Source organism: Labrys sp. KB_33_2, assembly GCF_052114505.1.
Taxonomy (GTDB): Bacteria; Pseudomonadota; Alphaproteobacteria; order Rhizobiales; family Labraceae; genus Labrys.
Window position 1 is genome coordinate 1 of the sequence record NZ_JBFREW010000019.1, and the last position, 18,318, is coordinate 18,318.

At 63.0% G+C, this 18,318-nt stretch carries 16 protein-coding genes; 4 read left to right on the top strand and 12 right to left on the bottom strand.

The genetic code is table 11. The annotated features are described in order from the left end of the window. The first annotated feature begins 176 nt into the window (after positions 1 to 176). Entirely contained in the window at positions 177 to 596 is a 420-nt protein-coding gene (locus AB4037_RS28070) for a hypothetical protein (RefSeq protein ID WP_441773728.1), read from the top strand. A 132-nt stretch (positions 597 to 728) separates the two neighbouring features. On the opposite strand, the gene AB4037_RS28075 is transcribed toward AB4037_RS28070, so the two are convergent. Together AB4037_RS28075 and uvrB are read right to left on the bottom strand one after the other, a co-directional pair. Further along, complete coding sequence (locus AB4037_RS28075) at positions 729 to 1,973, bottom strand: reverse transcriptase domain-containing protein (RefSeq protein WP_441773729.1); 1,245 nt, start codon at positions 1,971 to 1,973, stop codon at positions 729 to 731. A 627-nt stretch (positions 1,974 to 2,600) separates the two neighbouring features. Continuing rightward, entirely contained in the window at positions 2,601 to 5,303 is a 2,703-nt protein-coding gene (gene uvrB / locus AB4037_RS28080) for an excinuclease ABC subunit UvrB (RefSeq protein WP_441773730.1), read from the bottom strand. A 156-nt stretch (positions 5,304 to 5,459) separates the two neighbouring features. Between uvrB and AB4037_RS28085 the strand changes: the two genes are divergently transcribed. Next, the gene (locus AB4037_RS28085; protein ID WP_441773731.1) at positions 5,460 to 5,834 is read left to right on the top strand and encodes a lysozyme inhibitor LprI family protein; all 375 of its coding nucleotides are present in this window, start codon (positions 5,460 to 5,462) and stop codon (positions 5,832 to 5,834) included. A 235-nt stretch (positions 5,835 to 6,069) separates the two neighbouring features. Here AB4037_RS28085 and AB4037_RS28090 read toward each other — a convergent pair whose 3' ends face one another. Continuing rightward, the gene (locus AB4037_RS28090; RefSeq protein ID WP_441773732.1) at positions 6,070 to 6,780 is read right to left on the bottom strand and encodes a GNAT family N-acetyltransferase; all 711 of its coding nucleotides are present in this window, start codon (positions 6,778 to 6,780) and stop codon (positions 6,070 to 6,072) included. A gap of 176 nt (positions 6,781 to 6,956) precedes the next feature. On the opposite strand from AB4037_RS28090, the gene AB4037_RS28095 reads away from it, so the two are divergent. Then, entirely contained in the window at positions 6,957 to 7,811 is an 855-nt protein-coding gene (locus AB4037_RS28095; RefSeq protein WP_441773733.1) for a hypothetical protein, read from the top strand. Between the two features lie 371 nt (positions 7,812 to 8,182). Here the strand turns inward: AB4037_RS28095 and queC are convergent, their stop codons facing one another. From queC to AB4037_RS28120, 5 genes are all read right to left on the bottom strand, one after another. Next, on the bottom strand, positions 8,183 to 8,887 hold the full coding sequence (queC, locus tag AB4037_RS28100) for a 7-cyano-7-deazaguanine synthase QueC (RefSeq protein ID WP_441773734.1): 705 nt from the start codon (positions 8,885 to 8,887) through the stop codon (positions 8,183 to 8,185). A 62-nt stretch (positions 8,888 to 8,949) separates the two neighbouring features. Further along, positions 8,950 to 9,885, bottom strand: a complete 936-nt coding sequence (gene trhO / locus AB4037_RS28105) for an oxygen-dependent tRNA uridine(34) hydroxylase TrhO (RefSeq protein ID WP_441773735.1) — start codon at positions 9,883 to 9,885, stop codon at positions 8,950 to 8,952. A 77-nt stretch (positions 9,886 to 9,962) separates the two neighbouring features. After that, positions 9,963 to 12,020 carry an elongation factor G gene (locus tag AB4037_RS28110; protein WP_441773736.1) on the bottom strand — a complete coding sequence of 686 codons (2,058 nt, stop codon included), beginning with the start codon at positions 12,018 to 12,020 and terminating at the stop codon, positions 9,963 to 9,965. A 278-nt stretch (positions 12,021 to 12,298) separates the two neighbouring features. After that, positions 12,299 to 13,057: an NAD-dependent epimerase/dehydratase family protein gene (locus AB4037_RS28115; protein WP_441773737.1), complete on the bottom strand. Its 759-nt coding sequence runs from the start codon at positions 13,055 to 13,057 to the stop codon at positions 12,299 to 12,301. A 165-nt stretch (positions 13,058 to 13,222) separates the two neighbouring features. Continuing rightward, positions 13,223 to 13,384 (bottom strand): hypothetical protein, encoded by a 162-nt coding sequence (locus AB4037_RS28120; RefSeq protein WP_187829720.1) that lies wholly within the window; start codon positions 13,382 to 13,384, stop codon positions 13,223 to 13,225. A gap of 539 nt (positions 13,385 to 13,923) precedes the next feature. On the opposite strand from AB4037_RS28120, the gene AB4037_RS28125 reads away from it, so the two are divergent. Then, positions 13,924 to 15,126 carry a pyridoxal phosphate-dependent aminotransferase gene (locus AB4037_RS28125; protein WP_441773738.1) on the top strand — a complete coding sequence of 401 codons (1,203 nt, stop codon included), beginning with the start codon at positions 13,924 to 13,926 and terminating at the stop codon, positions 15,124 to 15,126. A gap of 90 nt (positions 15,127 to 15,216) precedes the next feature. Here the strand turns inward: AB4037_RS28125 and AB4037_RS28130 are convergent, their stop codons facing one another. The 4 genes from AB4037_RS28130 to AB4037_RS28145 all read right to left on the bottom strand — a co-directional run bounded on the left by AB4037_RS28130 (position 15,217) and on the right by AB4037_RS28145 (position 18,272). Further along, entirely contained in the window at positions 15,217 to 15,702 is a 486-nt protein-coding gene (locus AB4037_RS28130) for an L-2-amino-thiazoline-4-carboxylic acid hydrolase (protein ID WP_441773739.1), read from the bottom strand. Continuing rightward, positions 15,668 to 16,129: an SDR family NAD(P)-dependent oxidoreductase gene (locus tag AB4037_RS28135; protein WP_441773740.1), complete on the bottom strand. Its 462-nt coding sequence runs from the start codon at positions 16,127 to 16,129 to the stop codon at positions 15,668 to 15,670. The genes AB4037_RS28130 and AB4037_RS28135 overlap by 35 nt, the downstream gene beginning before the upstream one ends. 170 nt (positions 16,130 to 16,299) lie before the next feature. Beyond that, positions 16,300 to 16,653: a hypothetical protein gene (locus AB4037_RS28140; protein WP_434959605.1), complete on the bottom strand. Its 354-nt coding sequence runs from the start codon at positions 16,651 to 16,653 to the stop codon at positions 16,300 to 16,302. Continuing rightward, the gene (locus tag AB4037_RS28145) at positions 16,653 to 18,272 is read right to left on the bottom strand and encodes an FAD-dependent monooxygenase (protein WP_441773741.1); all 1,620 of its coding nucleotides are present in this window, start codon (positions 18,270 to 18,272) and stop codon (positions 16,653 to 16,655) included. The genes AB4037_RS28140 and AB4037_RS28145 overlap by 1 nt, the downstream gene beginning before the upstream one ends. Between the last annotated feature and the right edge of the window lie 46 nt (positions 18,273 to 18,318).

Sequence of the window (18,318 nt, forward strand, 5' to 3'; positions counted from 1 at the left end):
ACAATCGAAAGAGGCTGCATTCCTCCATCGGCTACAGGCCTCCCGATGAGTTCGAGCAAACCTTGACCCGCTCATCCGATCTCGTAAAAATCCATCCACAAAACCCTGTCACTCAAATTTGAGTGTCTCACTTCAGGGGTGCACTCCAGCACTGTCACCGTAATTCCGAGGGGAAAATGCGGAAAATTTCTCGTTTCGTCACGATCGTGACGCTGTTGCTTGCTGCTTGTACTGTTCAACCGCGTCAAGCCAGCGTAGGGGCTTCTATCCGCCAGGACTTTCGCTCGAAATGCAAAGTTCCAGACTTCGCAACCCTGATCATTAACGACCGAGCTAAAGCAAAGGTGGAGGCCGCGGTGTATATGCGTTGCCTCAATGGCGAAGCCAGACAGCAGGGGCTACAGCGGGCAAAGCCCGTTTGTGTGGCTAAGGGTGTAAGGGGCGGCACCGCTGAAATGAGGCAATGCCAACTTGCCGAGGGACATGCGCAGTGTCTTCGATCGATCCGCGACTATCAGGGCTATGCCAGCCAATTGGGATCCGCCAATACCAACGGCCCCACCGCAGAGAGCACCTGCGCGCAGATCTATCATTAATCAAAGATTCTGCGGATAGGTTAGTAGTCGCAACAAGCACGCGAGGTAGAACTTACTTCTCTGGTCGAGCTTGATCACGGGGACAGTGCATTTTATTGGCGATGCCAAATCCAATTGAAATTAAATGCACTGTCACCGTAACCCGTGTCTATTGCTGGGGAACTGGTCCACTCCCAAAACTGCTAGTTTGTCTGCATCTAGATTGGCAAGGGCCTTCGCTCCAATTATCTCTTGCAATAGCTGTTTAACGGCCTTCTTTTTCGCTGCTTCAAGTCGATTGATAAAGGACTCTGGATCGTCCAAAATTGCCATAGAAGCTCTATGGCCTATAATAAAACGATCAAGGACTTGAGATAGGTGGCCAATATTCCGCTTCTCCTCAAGGCAATTTCGAAATGATGCCAGGCTCATTATCTTTTCTACAATGGATTCAAGCTTCTTATCAGGCGCTCGAAGCTCGTATTTATCTCCAAATCTTCTTATTTCGCTACCTAAGAACGTTACAGCATCGGATGGAGCCCGAATTGCTGTCTTACTGGTTTCTGACAGCTCAGGAATGTTAAGTCTAACTTTCGTCAATTGATTTTGAATAAACGCGAGCGCGCCTTCGCATTCGCTGCGGCTGGCTGCAAATAGGGCTAAATCATCAGCATATCTTAGAATGGAAATTTTATGCTTCACCAACGTTCTATCAAAATCACGTAAAAGCAGATTGGATATTAGGGGGGATACAGGCATACCTTGCCGAAGCCCTCTGCCCTTTATTATGCCGTTCTCTCTCGCGATTTTTGCTCCATCTCCCCCCCCGTCATCTAATTCGCAATCGACAGCATTGCACAATAACTGAGCAATTACTTTGGAACGCACCCGGGATGATATAATTTTTTTAACCTGATTGCGGGGAATGTTATCAAAGAACTTAATTATGTCGGCTTGAAGCACCCAAGGTTTTGCTTCGCGTTGGGCCCGAGCCTCACGTTGTGCATCGGCTAAAGTTCTGCCCTTAGTAAAGCCATAACTCACGCTGGAAAAAGCGGCTCTTCGGAAGCGCACATCATTTTCGAGATGTGCCAACAAAACTCTCTGAAGCAAACGATCACGTACTGTCGGCACAGATATAATTCGAAAGCCGCCAGAATTTTTTGGCACGGGCGCGAGTCGAAGCTTACTAAAGCTGAAGCTTCCACTCCGCAGCTCCGCGCGGATATGTGCTATTTGAAGGTCAAGATTCGAACCGAACGCCGCCGGCGTGACATTGTCGACACCTGCCGAGCCAGCACGAGTTTTTCCGGTGCTTGATTTACCTTTTGCGTCCCTGCTGCGCCGCCAGACTTCTCGAAAAGCTTCGTGAGATAAAGTCTTTGGCAATCGTCTCACACCATTCTCCCCCAAGTACCAGAGCAAAGCTCCCTGGGGGCACGGCTGGTGGGTTCCGAGTAACCTGCATCCGAGGATGACAGAACGGAACCGTAGTCCGCCTCCTCAGCCTGGCGCTGGGCGCAAGCATTCGAAGTCGGAGAAACGAGGCGACCAGTTGGCAACTTTAACTCAACCGATACTCCAACCATCAGGCCGATGGCAAGAAGCCCCGCGATCACCATCTGAAAACCGCCCCGCAGGCGCGGAACAAATCGTGAACGAACGGTAATCTCGACGCGGAAAGCGTCCCCCACCGTCCGGCCTCCGTCATTTAAGCTGTTAGCTCGAGCCTGGATACGCTTTTCGAGCAACATCTGTCCTCCTTTCATGGGTAGTTCCGAGTAACCTGCATCCGAGGATGACAGAACGGAACCGTAGTCCGCCTCCTCAGCCTGGCGCTGGGCGCAAGCATTCGAAGTCGGAGAAACGAGGCGACGAAGGCCGTAGCGCAGGAAGCGAACCGGGCCTAGTATTCAAATAGATGATTCGCTGACATTTGAACATAGATCTGCCGTGTTATTCTACAGCGAACACCCGAAACAGACTTAAGTTGGGAACAAAGGACTGCAATTACTAGAATAAGGTCTACCTCTTCCACCCACGTCCAGGCTTCCCGCCACCCTTTCGCCTCGCCTCAGCCCCCAACGGCACTTCGCGATCCGTACCCGGGCCCATGCTGTCCAGACCCGGCTTGGTGGCCCGCGTCTTCGGCAGGTTGGCGGCGTCGCCATAGGCCTTCGGGCCCTTATAGGCGCCGGCCTTCTGGCGCACATTGACCTGGCGGGCCGAGCCGTCGTCGGCCACGGCCATTTCGGTCTCGCGCAGGCGCTTGAGTTCGTCGCGCAGGCGCGCGGCTTCTTCGAAGCGCAGGTCGGCGGCGGCGTCGCGCATGCGCTTTTCGAGGTCGGCGGTCACGGCCTCGAAATTGTGGCCGATGGTGGAGACCTTGTCGGCCAGGCCCTTGTCGACGGTGACGCGGTCGCGCTCATAGACCGAGTTGGTGATGTCGGCGATGCCGCGCTTGACGCTCTCGGGCGTGATGCCGTTGGCAGTGTTCCAGGCCACCTGCTTCTCGCGGCGGCGGTTGGTCTCGGCGATGGCGCGCTCCAGCGAGCCGGTCATGTTGTCGGCATAGAGCAACACGCGGCCGTCGACATTGCGGGCGGCGCGGCCGATGGTCTGCACCAGCGAGGTCTCCGAGCGCAAGAAACCTTCCTTGTCGGCGTCGAGAATGGCGACCAGGGCGCATTCGGGAATGTCCAGGCCCTCGCGCAGCAGGTTGATGCCGATCAGCACGTCGAAGGCGCCGAGGCGGAGGTCGCGGATAATTTCGATGCGCTCGATGGTGTCGATGTCCGAATGCATGTAGCGCACGCGGATGCCGTGGTCGTGCATATATTCGGTGAGGTCCTCGGCCATGCGCTTGGTCAGCACGGTGACGAGGGTGCGGTAGCCCTGTTTCGCCACCTGCTGCACCTCGCCGAGGAGATCGTCGACCTGGGTGCGGGCAGGGCGGATCTCGCATTCCGGATCGATCAGTCCAGTAGGGCGGATCACCTGCTCGGCGAAGACGCCGCCGGTGTGCTCCAGCTCCCATTTGCCCGGCGTGGCGGAGACATGCACGGTCTGCGGGCGCATGGCGTCCCATTCCTCGAAACGCAGCGGCCGGTTGTCGAGGCAGGAGGGCAGGCGGAAGCCATATTCGGCCAGGGTCGCCTTGCGCCGGAAGTCGCCTTTGTACATGGCACCGATCTGCGGCACGGTGACGTGGCTCTCATCGGTGAAGACGAGGGCGTTGTCGGGCAGATATTCGAACAAAGTCGGCGGCGGCTCGCCGGGCAGGCGTCCCGTCAACCAGCGCGAATAGTTCTCGATGCCGGCGCAGGAGCCGGTGGCCTCCATCATCTCCAGGTCGAAGGTGGTGCGCTGGTCGAGGCGCTGCGCCTCGAGCAGGCGGCCGCCGGTATAGAGCTGCTGCAGCCGGACCTTGAGTTCGTCCTTGATGCCCTTGATCGCCTGGTTCAGCGTCGGGCGTGGCGTAACGTAGTGCGAATTGGCGTAGACCTTGACGAATTGCAGGTCCTGGATCTTCTGGCCGGTGAGCGGATCGAATTCGGCGATGCTCTCGATCTCGTCGCCGAACAAATTGATGCGCCAGGCGCGGTCCTCGTAATGGGCCGGGAACAGCTCGATGACGTCGCCGCGCACCCGGAAGGTGCCGCGGCCGAAATCGGCGCTGATGCGCTTGTATTGCAGGGCGACGAGGTCGGCGATCAGCTGCTTCTGCTCGACGCGCTCGCCCACGCTCATGCCGAAGGTCATGGCGGTGTAGGTCTCGACCGAGCCGATACCGTAGATGCAGGAGACCGAGGCGACGATGATGACGTCGTCGCGCTCGAGCAGGGAGCGCGTGGCCGAGTGGCGCATGCGGTCGATCTGCTCGTTGATCGAGGACTCCTTCTCGATATAGGTGTCCGTGCGCGGCACATAGGCCTCGGGCTGGTAATAGTCGTAATAGGAGACGAAGTATTCCACCGCGTTGTTGGGGAAGAACGACTTGAACTCGCCATAGAGCTGGGCCGCCAGCGTCTTGTTGGGCGCCAGGATCAAAGCGGGGCGCTGGGTGCGGGAGATCACCTGCGCCATGGTGAAGGTCTTGCCCGAGCCGGTGACCCCGAGCAGCACCTGGTCGCGCTCATGGCTCTGCAGGCCCTCGACCAGGTCGGCGATAGCGGTAGGCTGGTCGCCGGCCGGCTGATATTCCGAGACGAGTTCCAGGCGGATGCCACCCTCGCTCTTGTCGGGGCGCGAGGGGCGATGCGGCGTCCATATCGGCTTGCCGATCATGCGCGGGTCGCCGGTCTCCAGCAGTTCGGAGAGGGCCTTGATGGTGCCGGCCGAACCGCCGAGCTTATCGAGCCCGTCGGGATCGAGCTGGCCGTCGTCCTTGGCGCGGGTCTTCTTGTCAGGTGCCTTGCGCTTGACCGCACGGCCCTCCATCTCGGCGCCCCCGCCGGCCGAGGGCACGCCCAATTTGGCGGCGAGCTCCGGGTCGAGACCGGTGACGGCACCGGCGTCGAAGCCGCTCTGCGGCCCCTCGCCGAAGCCCGGCTTCTCGTCGTCGCGCAGGCTACTTTTGGCCTCCTTGAGCAGGCCGGGATTGAGCAGGGCCTTCAGATGCTCGTCGAGCGAGGGCAGGGCCGGCCGCGACGCCTTGGATTTCGGCGTGCGGAGTTTCTTCGGAGCAGGGGTCTTGCTCGAGGAGGGGGCTTTGGGTGTATCGGACATGCCCTGATAATGGGGTGAGTCACGCGCCGGGGGAAGGGCCGTCGTCGGAAACTTGCTGACAACGTCCTGTCAGCAGGGTGGCGAAGTTTCCTGCGGCACGACAAGGCCGGCCCTGTTGTGCTAGCGACGGGTTCTTCGTTGCCTTCGGAGTTTCGGATGATCCGTCCTGCAAGTTTTATCATGACAGCGGCCCTGGCCGTCGCAACCCTCGCCTGGCAAGGCCCGGCCCAGGCCGCCGGTTTCGACTGCCGCAAGGCGCATAGCGCGGTCGAGAAGCTGATCTGCGCCCATCCGAAACTGTCCCGCCTCGATGACGAGATGAACAGGCTCTACCAGGCCATCGAGGGCGAGACGCGCGGGGTCGACGGCGAGACCGGCGCGGTCAGCGACCCCTTCGGCAAGGACCAGACCCACTGGCGCGAGACGGTGCGCGATGTCTGCACCGACGCCTCCTGCATCGAGCGCGCCTATGTGGCGCGCATCGGCCAGGTCAAGAAGGACTGGGCCTCGGCCCTGGGCGAGGGGCAGTAGGGGAGTTCAGAAGTAGGCCCCTCGTCATCCCCGGCCGAGCGCCTCGCGAGCGCAGCGAGAGAGCTAGGGTATCGTCACAAGCTTCGCTTGTGACTGGGATCCAGGGGCCATGGATCCACGCCTATCGACCCCTGGATCCCCTTCCCTCGGCCTACGGCCTCGCCGGGGATGACAGAGCAGCTATTCTTGAAGGGTACCCGTGCTCTCGTCTTTCCGGCAGTGGTCAGTTGCCGCCTCAGCTGACATGAAAGTCTGTGGCGACCAAAGGCAGGCCAAGGCTGGCGGCGACGGCGCGCGAGGCCAGGTTGTCCCAGGACGTGCTGTAGAAGGGCACGGCCCCCAGCGCCCGCACGGCCTGCGCCCAGCCGGCGACGACCGCGACGGCATGGCCATGGCGGCGGTGGTCGGAGTGGGTCTCGACCCCGGCGCAATGCACGGCATCGGAGATGCGCACGCTGGCGCAGATCGCCACGGCGCGATCGCCCTCGACCACAGCCAGGAAGGGCCGCCTGTGCGGTACGTCCGGCAGCCAGTCGGGGAAGAGCGGCCGCAGCAAGTCCGTATTGCCCTCATCGATGGCGATGGGTTGCCGTTGCGGCGGCGGGACGGCATCCGCTCGGTAGACCGGCCCGGCCCAGATCTGCGTCACCGGAGCCTGGTGGCCGAGCAGGTCGAGATAGGCTTCCTCCCGGGCCGGACGCTCCCTCGGCACCTCGCCCAGCGCCTCGTCGCGACAGAGCTCGCCGAGGCGAGCGACCAGGCCGTCCGGCATGTCGACGCGGCAGCGAAACAGCGGCCCGGCCGGCGTGCGCATCAGATGGAAGCGGGGCGCCGGGTGGGAGTCCCACTCATTGCTGTGCAGCAGGCGCCCGCGGCCATCGGTGGCATAGAGCGTGTCGAGACGGCGGCTCAGCAAGGCCCGCTGGGAATCTGTGTCGAGAGGCATGGACCGAGCCTATCGATGCGGTGCCGGGCAGGCAATCGCAGGGAGCGAACGTCCTGTATCCGCCGAAACTGAGGTCGCCGGTCAAACGGTGCAAGAGATTGCCGCTGCTCTAGATTGTCCCGGCTCCGGCTCGTGCTAGATGTCGGATCGTCCCTCCGGAATTGGAATCACCCGACATGAAGCTTCAGCTCGCCCTCGGTGCCGCTGCCCTGGCCCTGATGCTGCCCACCCAGGCCCTGGCCGAATGCGACATCACCGATGCCCTGCTCAAGCAGGCCTATCCCGACGCGCAGCAAGGCGACAACGGCCTGCTGGTGAAGGGCGGTGGCTATGATCGTTCGATCAACCCGGACGACGTGGTCTGCAAGGCCTGGCCCTACCGCCCCGAACTGATGCTGGCGGCGGTGCCGCTGATCGAGGCCAAGCCGCCGGTCGAGGGCGAGAACAAGGGCGATGTCGAGATCATCATCGCTGATGTCGCCACCGGCAATCCCGTGGCGCGGCGGCAGGAGAAGGGCATGGCGTTCTCGGACGCCATCCAGTTCGGCTCGATGAGCCTCGACACGGCCCGCTACGATGTCGGCGACGGGCTGCGTGCCTTCGGCCTGCGCACCTCGCAATCAGGCAGTTCGCGCGTCAATCCCTATAACGAGCAGGCGCTCTGGATGTACACCTTCGACAAGGGACGCATCGAGCGCGTGCTGGACGGGCTGATCGTCGAGCGCAGCAATGGCGAGAACAATGGCGATTGCGAGGGCGAGTCGACCTTGGTGACGCGCACCGTCAAGCTCGGTCCCAAGGTCGAGCTGGGCTATCGCGACCTCACGGTCGAGCAGAGCGTCACCCATGAAACCTCCAAGAAGGTCGGTGGCGAATGCAGTTTCGACAAGCAGCCCGGCAAGGCGGCGCGGTTTGAGCTGATCTACGACAATGGCCATTACCGCCCGGCCGCCGGCGTCAAGCCGCGCAGCGAGGGCGGCGATATCGAGAAGGACCTGTTCTCCACCATCGAGATCGGGGCACAGCCGTGATCGCACGCCGTCTTGCCTGGCTGCCATCGCCTGTCTCCTGCCGGCCGTCGTCATGCCCGTCGATGACGCTGGGCTGAGGCAAAGAACGCGACGCCAGTCATCCCTTCGCCCCGCTTGCGGGGAGAAGGTAAGGATGAGGGGCAGCGTGAGCTCGCAAATTGTTCGCGGAGCTGAGAACGGGGCGAGGGGCGCTTATGTTGGCCTTATCGGCATCCAATCATCTCGCCCAGCCCTTGTCCTAGAGCAAAGCGCGTTCGAGACCGAACGCTTGTTTGCTCTAACTCCTTGTTTCGACGCGTCTTTGCGATTCTTGACGATTCCATCAAATCACAAAACGCTTTAGCAGCTATGCCGCCTGCCTGGCATTTGTCTCAGGAACCGCTCTCGGCCATGAAGCGGCGGTAGCCGCTGGACCGCAGTTCGCAGGCCGGGCAAGTGCCGCAGCCATAGCCCCAATCGTGCCGATGGCTGCGATCGCCATTGTAGCAGGTGTGGGTCTGTTCGCGGACGAGGTCCACCAGCCGGTCGCCGCCGAGCTCCCGCGCCAGCGCCCAGGTCTGCGCCTTGTCGATCCACATCAGGGGCGTGTGGATGATGAAACGGCTTTCCATGCCGAGATTGAGCGCCAACTGCATGGCCTTCATGGTGTCGTCGCGGCAGTCCGGATAGCCGGAGAAATCGGTCTCGCACACGCCCGTGACGAGATGGCGGGCGCCGCGCCGATAGGCGAGGGTGGCGGCGAAGGTCAGGAAGAGCAGATTGCGCCCGGGCACGAAGCTGTTGGGCAGGCCGTTCTCCTGCATGGCGATCTCGACGTCGCGCGTCAGGGAGGTTTCGCTGATGCGGCCGAGTATGCCGAGGTCGACCAGATGGTCTTCGCCCAGCCGCGCGGCCCAGGCGGGGAAGGCTTCGCGAAAGGCGGCAAGAACCACCGGGCGCATCGCCAGCTCGATGCTATGGCGCTGGCCATAGTCGAAGCCGACCGTCTCCACGCTGTCGAAACGCTCGAGCGCCCAGGCCAGGCAGGTGGTGGAATCCTGGCCGGCCGAGAACAGGACCAGGGCTTTGTCAGACATGGTTTTCTCCATCCCGAACCTCTTCACGACAGCCATTCATGCCCTTGGAATGGCGGGGTTTTTCAGCCTTCTTCAACCGCGGTGGCGAGGCGCGGGCCGAGATGGGCGTGGCCGCGCCGGCGGGCGAGCGTCTCCTGGCGATGGCGTTCGCGCGAGGAGGCTTTCTGTGTCTCGGTGAGGGTTGCGGCGCAATAGGGGCAGCTCACCCCTTCCTCGTAGTCGGGCGATTGCCGGTTCGCTGCCGAGAGGGGCGACAGGCAGCCATGGCAGAGGGTGAAATCTTCTTGCCTGAGGCCATGGCCGACGGCGACGCGCTTGTCGAAGACGAAGCAGGCGCCCTCCCACAGGCTCTGCGCAGGCGGGATCTCCTCCAGATAGCGCAGCACGCCGCCCTTGAGATGATAGACCTCCTCGAAGCCCTCGCGCAGCATCAGGCTGGTCGCCTTCTCGCAGCGTATGCCGCCGGTGCAGAACATCGCCACTTTCTTGTGCCTGGCGGGGTCGAGATTGTCCCTGACAAAAGCAGGGAAGTCGCCGAAGCTCTCCGTCCGGGGATCGATGGCGCCCTTGAAGCTGCCGATACGCACCTCGAAATCGTTGCGCGTGTCGATGACCAGTACCTCGGGATCGGAAATCAGGGCGTTCCAGTCCCCGGGCTCGACATAGGTGCCGACACGCTCCAGCGGGTCGACGCTCTTGTCACCGATGGTGACGATCTCCTCCTTAAGCCGCACCTTCATGCGCAGGAAGGGCATGTCCTCGGCGAAGGAGGTCTTGTGCTCGATGGCGGGCAGGCCGGTGATCGCGCGCAGGCGCGGATGGAAGGCCGCCATCGCCTCGGGCGTGCCGGCCACCGTGCCGTTGATGCCCTCATGCGCCAGCAGGATGATGCCCTTGATGCCGAGCGAGCAGGCGAGCTTGGCCAGCGGCTCGCGCAGATCGGCGAACCCCGGCAGACGGGCGAAATGATAGAAGGCGGCAATTTCGATGGTCGGCATCGCCGCTCTTTAGCGCCAATGGAGGCGGGGGTAAACCTTGCCGGCACCGCCGGCTGGGCGCCGGGGGTGCCGGAGGTCTATTGCGCCGCCTGCCGCGAAGCGACGATGGTGTCGGCCTGCCGCCCCGAGAGCTCGGCCAGATGGTCGAATCTGGATCGGAAAGTGCCGACGCCCGCGGTTGCCGAACGCAGTTCGATGATCAGGTCGGTGATCTCGGCTTCCGGGATCAGCGCCTGTACCACGTCCCAGCCTTCCCAGCCGTCGCGGGCATCGAAGCCGAGGATCTGGCCGCGCCGGGAGGAGACGATGGCGTTGGCCTTGGCCGTGGCATCCGAGGGCACCGAGATCTCCACCGCCAGCACCGGTTCCAGCAGCACGGGGCTGCATTGCGGCATCGCCTCGCTCATGCCGATGCGCGCCGCGGTCTGGAAGGCCATGTCAGAGGAATCCACCGTGTGGTAGGAGCCGTCGGTGAGGGCCACGCCGACATCGACGACCAGGAAGCCGAGCGGGCCGCGCTTGAGATAGTGCTTCACGCCTTCCTCGACCGAAGGGATGTAATTGCGTGGCACCACGCCGCCGGTGATCTTGTCGATGAAGGCAAAACCTTCGCCTCGCGGCAGCGGCATCACGTCGAGCACCACGTCGCCGAACTGGCCATGCCCGCCCGATTGCTTCTTGTGGCGTCCGCGCACGCCCGTCACCGATTTGCGAATGGTCTCGCGATAGCCGATCTGCGGCTGGTTCGAGTCGACGGCGACGCCGAATTTCGAGGCGAGCTTCTCCACCGCCACGCGCAGATGCATCTCGCCCTGACCGCGCAGTATGGTGTCGCCGAGTTCGGCATTCTGCTCCATGGCGAGCGCCTGGTCCTCGTCGGTGAGGCGTTGCAGGGCGGCCGAGAGCTTGACGTCGTCCTTGCGGTCGCGAGCCCGGACGGCGAGCGACATCACCGGTTGGGGGGCCTCGATCTCGGGCGGCCGGGGCACGGCCTTGCCGACAGCCAGCATGTCGCCGGTATGGGCGGCATCGACCTTGCCGAGCGCCACGGTATCCCCGATCTGCGCCTGCGTCGTCTTCTGGGTGGTCTGGCCCAGCAGCCGGGCACAGCCGGCGATACGGCCGGTCTCGCCGGAGGATGTCGTCACCGTCATGCCTTCCTGGAAGGCGCCGCTGAGCACGCGCGTCAACGAGAGCTTGCCGGCATGGGCGGTATGGAAGGTTTTCATGACATAGCCGAGAGGCTCCGATCCCGGCGTTATGCCGAGCCGTGCGGCGGTCTCATGAATGCAGGGCGCCTCATGGCGCAGCGCCTTCATCAGCCGCAGCATGCCGTTGCCATTGACCGCCGAGCCCATCAGAACCGGCACCGCCAGGCCGTCGCGCAACTCGTGGGCGAGATCGTCGAAGACCCGATCGCGGGGGGGCTCGACCTCTTCGAGAAGCTGCTCCATCAGGGCATCGTCATGATCAGACAGTCGCTCCAGCATGGAATAGCGCGCATCCTTGCTTTCGTCGCGTTCGTCGGGCGGGATCTCCACCACCTGGGAGGCCGCGTGTTCCTGGTAGATGAAGGCCCGTTCGAGCGCGAGGTCGACATAGCCGACTGCAACGCCGTTCTTCCAGATCGGGATCTGGCGCAGCAGCAGCGGCAGACGGGAAGCCGGCTGCAGCAAAGGCAGGGCGTCGCGCACGCTCTGATGCGAATTGTCGATCTTGTTGAGGAAGAGAAAGCGCGGGATCTTCTGGTCTTCGAGTTCGCGCAGGATCAATTGGAGGGCCGGGACCTTCTTCTCATCGGCCTCGCAGACCACAACCGCCGCGTCGATCGCCGGCAGCACGGGCCGCATCTCGGCCAGGAACTCGATCGAGCCGGGGCAGTCGATGAAGGTATAGGTCTCGCCCATGAAGTCCACAGAGGCGATATTGGCCTCGACGCTCATGGTGTGGGCGCGCGCCTCGGCGCTGGCATCACCGATGGTGGAGCCGGCCGCCACGGTGCCCTGGCGCTGCAGGGCGCCCATGCGTGCGAGGATGGCTTCCAGAAGGGTCGTCTTGCCGCTTTGGAACGGGCCGACCAGGGCGATACAGCGCGGCCCGCTGGATCGTCTGCCGTTTGGAGTGTTCTGCGTCATTGTCGCGTCCCTCCTGTTCTGGCCGCCGCTCTTTTGGGCGGCTGACCAAAGCGTCGCGCCGATTGGAGGTCGTGGCAAGGGAAAAGTGACATGCGCTGCCGAAGGCGGCGGTGCCTATGCCGCCTGGCGGACCATTCTCTGTTTTTCATTTGAGCGAGATTGGGAGTGTCGGCCTCCCGGCTGACATCTTGGAACGAGGGCTTGTCGGCCAGTAAGATGTCAGCCGGGAGGCTCACACTCCGCATATCGGGCGGCGCTCCCTCATGAACAGACGACCGTCATCCCGGAAGGCGGAAATCGGCTCGCCAGCCAAGCTCGTCGGAAGCCTTGACGGTCGACAGTTCAGCGCTTGCTTCTGCGACATTATAGGCGCCGGGCCGGCCACGATCGATCGCGAGCAGCGCCGCCTGCGCCGCAGCATCGACATGCACGGACATCRCCCGGCTGGGGATGTCGCTGCCGGTGCCGGGCCCATAGAGATAACCGTAGCGCAGAACCACGCCTTCGATCGGCGCCTGGAGCACGGCATCCTCCAGGGCGATCACCCCATGCACGCTGACCGCGCCCGGGCCCTCGGCCCCGTGATTGAGGGGATCGGTTTCGATGTGCGGCAGCGGGCCGGGTGCATAGACCCAGGCAATGCTCTGGGCGATGATCCGCCGGGCTCCGGCCGCGAGAGCGGCAGCAACCAGATTGGCGCTGCCTTCGCGGCGAATGCGGGCATTGCGCGGCACGAATTCCGCCATGCGGGCCGGATCGAGGGCCGGGGGGAGATCGGTGAGCTGGTGGATGACGATTTCGGGTCTGGCGGCTGTCACGGCGGCGATCAGGGCGTCGCGGTCGAAGACGTCGACCACGACCGGTTCGGCGCCGAGTTTCCGCAAAATATCGGCTTTGGCAGGCGTGCGCGTCGTGCCGACGACCCGGTGACCGGCACGAAGGAGCAGGCGCGTGAGCGGCGCCCCGACGGCACCGGTGGCACCGGCCAGGAAAATGGTTCGAGGCAAAACGGTTGGGTGCGAAGCGGTTCGGGACATGGCTAACCTCGTTTCAGAGCGACTGGCTTCTGAAATAGCCTTGGCATGAGGTCAGCGAAAAGTGCCAAGAATTGCGTGAATGGCTGTACCAAAATAAAAATGCGCCGGATGGCGGGGGGACCATCCGGCGCGTTAGGCGACCAGTTCAATTCGCTTGCGGGGGGACTAGGCGAAGAACCCAATGGTCGCTGTTACTACTGTTGCAGTCGCGAGAAGTCCGACGAGCCAGAGCGCCAAGGTCAGTTGACGTTCTGCTTCAGCCGCCGAAACGCGCATGGCGCGGGTGTCGGCCTTGAGCATATGTGCGGTTGCCTGATTGACGGCCATCGTGATCTCCTCGAAACGCTCGACTGGAAAACATCTAACGTCCTGTCGTCTAAAACTTCGTCCGGCGGAACGAAGTGCGAAAACGCACGCGGCACTCAACTCGGTTACTTCCAACCACGCATCACGCCGCCAAGAACTCGAGTGGCCATGAAGCGCATCGGCTACAGTCAAAGCATCGCTGCCGATCACGGCAGGCTTTTGCGCGTTCTCGGGCGGCGGTGAGGAAGTTTCACGGCTTTGTTGTGTCGATGTTGCCCGGAGCCGGGCGCGTTCATGGCTGAACGCGCCTGCTCCATAGCTCTTTGGTTTGACACGCCTTTGCGGTTCTCGCCGTCACCGTCAAATCCCAGGATGGTTTAGGAATGAACCCGCGCAGCCTCTCCGGCAAGTTGTGCATTGGACGTAATCTTTGCGCTTGAACGGAGGCTGGCCCGCGCCTAAGCAGAAGCGCGCCCTTCGGGGCGGGCAGGGGGCCGCCCGTGAGGCCGCCTCGCGTTCCCTACACCCGCTTCATCCACGGCTTACAGGAGTTTCCAGCCATGGCTTTTCTCGCCGACGCCCTCTCGCGCATCAAGCCTTCCGCGACCATCGCGGTGAGCCAGAAAGCGCGCGAACTGAAAGCGGCGGGACGCGACATCATCGGCCTTGGCGCCGGCGAGCCCGACATGGACACGCCCGACAACATCAAGAAGGCCGCGGTCGACGCCATGATGCGTGGGGAAACGAAATATCCGCCCGTCTCCGGCATTCCGCAGTTGCGCGAAGCTATCGCCGCCAAATTCAAGCGTGAGAACGGCCTCGACTACAAGCCATCGCAGACCATCGTCGGCACCGGCGGCAAGCAGATCCTGTTCAACGGCCTGATGGCCACGCTGAACACAGGCGACGAGGTCGTCATTCCCACGCCCTATTGGGTCTCCTATCCGGAGATGGTGGCCCTGTGCGGCGGTACGCCGGTCTTCGCCGAAACCACGCTGGCCACCAATTTCAAGCTGTCGCCCGAGGCGCTGGAAAAGGCGATCACGCCGAAGACGAAATGGTTCATCTTCAACTCGCCCTCCAATCCGTCAGGCGCCGCCTATAGCCGTGACGAATTGAAGGCGTTGACCGACGTGCTGCTGCGCCATCCCCATGTCTGGGTGATGACCGACGACATGTATGAGCATCTCGTCTATGGCGACTTCGCCTATTACACGCCGGCCCAGGTCGAGCCCAAGCTCTATGACCGCACCCTCACCATCAACGGCGTCTCCAAGGCCTATTCGATGACCGGTTGGCGCATCGGCTATGCCGCCGGCCCCGAGGCGCTGATCAAGGCGATGGACATGATCCAGGGCCAGCAGACTTCGGGCGCCTGCACCATCGCGCAATGGGCGGCGGTGGAAGCGCTCAACGGCACGCAGGACTTCATCCCCGAGCGCCGCAAGATCTTCGAGGGCCGCCGCGATCTGATCGTGGGCATGCTCAACCAGGCCAAGGGTATCCAGTGCCCAACGCCGGAAGGCGCCTTCTACGTCTACCCCTCCTGTGCCGGCACCATTGGCAAGAAGGCGCCCAGCGGCAAGGTGATCGAGACGGATGAGGACTTCGTGTCGGAACTGCTGCAGGCCGAAGGGGTTGCCGTAGTGCATGGCTCGGCTTTCGGCCTCGGCCCGAATTTCCGCATCTCCTACGCGACCTCGACCGAGGCGCTGGAAGAGGCCGGCCGCCGCATCCAGCGCTTCTGCAACACGTTGGTCTGATCTTCCGGCATCAAGATATAATCAGGCCTGCCTCCTCAGGGGGCGGGCTTTTTTATTGGGCGGAGGGCATGACGACGCTGCGATAGTAGCTCACTGCTCGCTCTTCTCCGTAATCCGGGTCAGGCAGCAGCCCTCCTTTCCCGGGGACCAAAGCTCGATCTCATAGTCGAAGCCCGCTGCTTCCAGGGTCGCCTCGTCGAACGCCGAGGCGCAGTAAAGCAAGGTAACGATTTCCTCCTCACTGCATCCGGCCTCAATCCATGCATCCTTGATGGGGCACGCCATCATCTTCACTTCGAGGCATCTGCTGTCGAGCCGCCGGATGTCCGGGCAAAACACGGATCCATCATCGGGCGATCTTGCAAAGCCTCTCGCCATGCATTCGAAGTCCCTCGGGGCGCAGCCCGCGAGCGACTTGCCGATCCGAAGGCCGTGGGCACGGCTGGCGCTGCGCATCACATCTTTGGCTTCGTCTTCGCCGTAGCGGGCGTTGAGTTCCCGAAAGACCATGAGATAGGCGGTGCCTCGGTCCTTGATGGCGTCATACAGTAATTTGTTGGTCGGTCTGTTGATCAATACCCTTTCCTCCCAGCTTTCGGCCGGCGCAGGCTTCTCCTATTCCGCGATGGTTTCTGCATCTGCCTTCCGCCACGATTGTGAGCCGCGCTTCCTGGTTTGGCACGATCGCACTTTCGGGTCCGGATTTTCCGTATGCCCGTCTACGGCAATGATCATGCTTGGCGAACAGGAAGGCGCCCTCGAGATTGACCATCAGGCAATGCCGCCAATCCGCGACCTCGATATCCTCGATTGGAGCCGTGGGGCCGGCGATGCCGGCATTGGCGCACAAGACATCGAGCTGTTCGCGTTCCCAGGCTGGCGGGCAGGAGGCCAGGGCGTCTGCGTCGACGGCCCAGACATGCGCGCCCGCCTTATGAAACGTCTCGGCCATGGTCCGGCCGATGCCGCTGCCTCCCGCCGTGATCAGAACGCGCTTGTCCATGGTGCTGCCCCCTTGGTTCGCCCGCCGGGCTAAGAGGAGGCTACGCTTGTGGGTACCCGGCGCAGGGGCGGGAAGCGACGGAAAGCGTGCCTGCTGCGACCTGAATCCGGGCTCCGACTGTCTCAGGGGCTATCGCCGCCTACGACCGCTGCTCAATGGTACAGGTCCCTTCAGCGCTGCCGAATTCCGGCCGCGAGCCACAGGCCGGACACCAGGACCACCACCAGCGCGGCATGGAACATCTTGTCGCCGCTCGTCTGCGGTCCGATGCCGATGGCGATCATCACGGTGCCGACCAGCGTACCGAGAAGCGCAAGGCCTTGAGCTGCGAGGGCGGTGAGGCGGACGAGGGACGGGCGAGCCAAGGCGGTGACGAGACCCAACGCCAGCACCACGGCGATGATCCCCTCCGCAGTGGCGGCCCTCGAATCGAGCCCTCCAATGGGCAGGAGGCCGCCGTGTACCATGGAAGCGCCGGCAAAAAGTGCGATGTCGAGGGCGAGCAGGGTTGCGATCCGCGCCATCACGGCACTGGCACCGCGTTTCCGACCGCTCCCAGACCGAGGAGGCGCACAGCGGCGGACAGGGCTTCGGCGGGTTCGGTTTTCCCCTGAGGCGAACGCCAGGCGACGAAGCCGTCCGGCCGCACCAGCACCGCTCCATCGGGATCGAGGCCATAGGCGGTAGGCCAGCGGCCGTCGATGTCGACGATATCACTATCCGGGCCGATGATCTCACAAGCGAGCGGCATGGAGAACTGCTGGCGAGCCTCCTCCACGGCCTGGCGCCAGACAGCCTTGCTGGCCAGCAGCACGAAATCGCCGCCGAAGAGATCGAGGCTGGACAGGCGCCGCCCGTCGCATTCGAGCCAAAGATGCGGGGCGCGGGTGCCGGGCCGCCCCGCCAGCATCGTATGCGCCTCGAAGGGACCATCCGATGCAGGACCTGCGGGCAGAAAGGCACCGGCGTCGAAGCGCTGGCCGAATACGACGTCATAATCCGGCACGAGCGGTGCCGCCGGTGGCAGGCGCTTGGTGGGATCCTTGAACCAGCTTTGCAGGCGCGCGAGGGCCTGGGCCAGCGTCGCCTGCGCGACAGGGCGGCGCTCGACGTCATAGCTGTCGAGTAGGCTCGGCCCCGCCTCGCCCTTCAGCACCATGGCCAGCTTCCAGGCAAGGTTGTGGGCGTCGTGAATGCCGGTATTGCCGCCGAAGGCGCCGGTCGGCGGCATCAGATGGGCGGCGTCTCCGATGAGGAAGGTTCGGCCCTGGCGAAAGCGATCAGCAATGGACGCGGCAACGTCCCATGCCCTGATGTCGATCGGCTCTGCCTTGATGTCGGAGCGGCCGGCGGCGCGGATCGCGAGGTCGCGGCAGCGGGCCGCATCGAAGTCCTCCACGCGCTCGCCCTTCTGCGGATAATATTGCAACGCCAGCAGCCAGCGCCCGCCGGCCCGCGGCGTGACAGCGCCGTTGAGATCGGTGATGAAACAGGAAGTGAAGCGCCGGTCCTGCAGGATCGGCGGCAGGTCGGTATCGAAGATGATGCTGATCCAATGCTGCAGCGAGCCGGGGCCGCTGCAGCCGATGCCGAGCCGCTCGCGCATGCCGCCATTGGCGCCGTCGGCCGCTATCGCATAGTCGGCGTACACGACCTCCTCTTCCCCGCTGGCGAGGTTGCGGATGCGGGCGCGCACCCCTCGGGCGTCCTCGTCGAAACCTTCGAGTTGGCTGTTGAAGCGGATGTCTGCGCCATGGTGTTCCGTATGGCGGCGCAGGATCGGTTCCAGCACGTGCTGGTCGCAGGTGGCAGGCTGGGTGGGGCTGAACGGATGGGCGTCCGGCCAGCCAAGATCGCTCCAATGGATATCGGGGTCGGCGAGGTTTTTCGCCCGTGCAATGCCACCACCTTGCTGATCGCCGGTCCGCTCGGCGCGAATTTCGGCCTCCAGGCCGATGCTGCGAAAGATTTCCATGCTGCGCGGCGAGATGCCGGTGAATTTGTACTGGATCGAGGTGCCGGGGTGCCGCTCCACCACAAGGCAGCGTACGCCCCGACAGGCCAGCAGCGCGGCCGCGGTCAGGCCGGTGAGGCCGCCGCCGACGATGAGCACCGACGTTCTGATTTCCGGTGTGGTTCCCATGGCTATCGTCTCCTTTTGATATTATTTTGATTGACTAAAATATTTT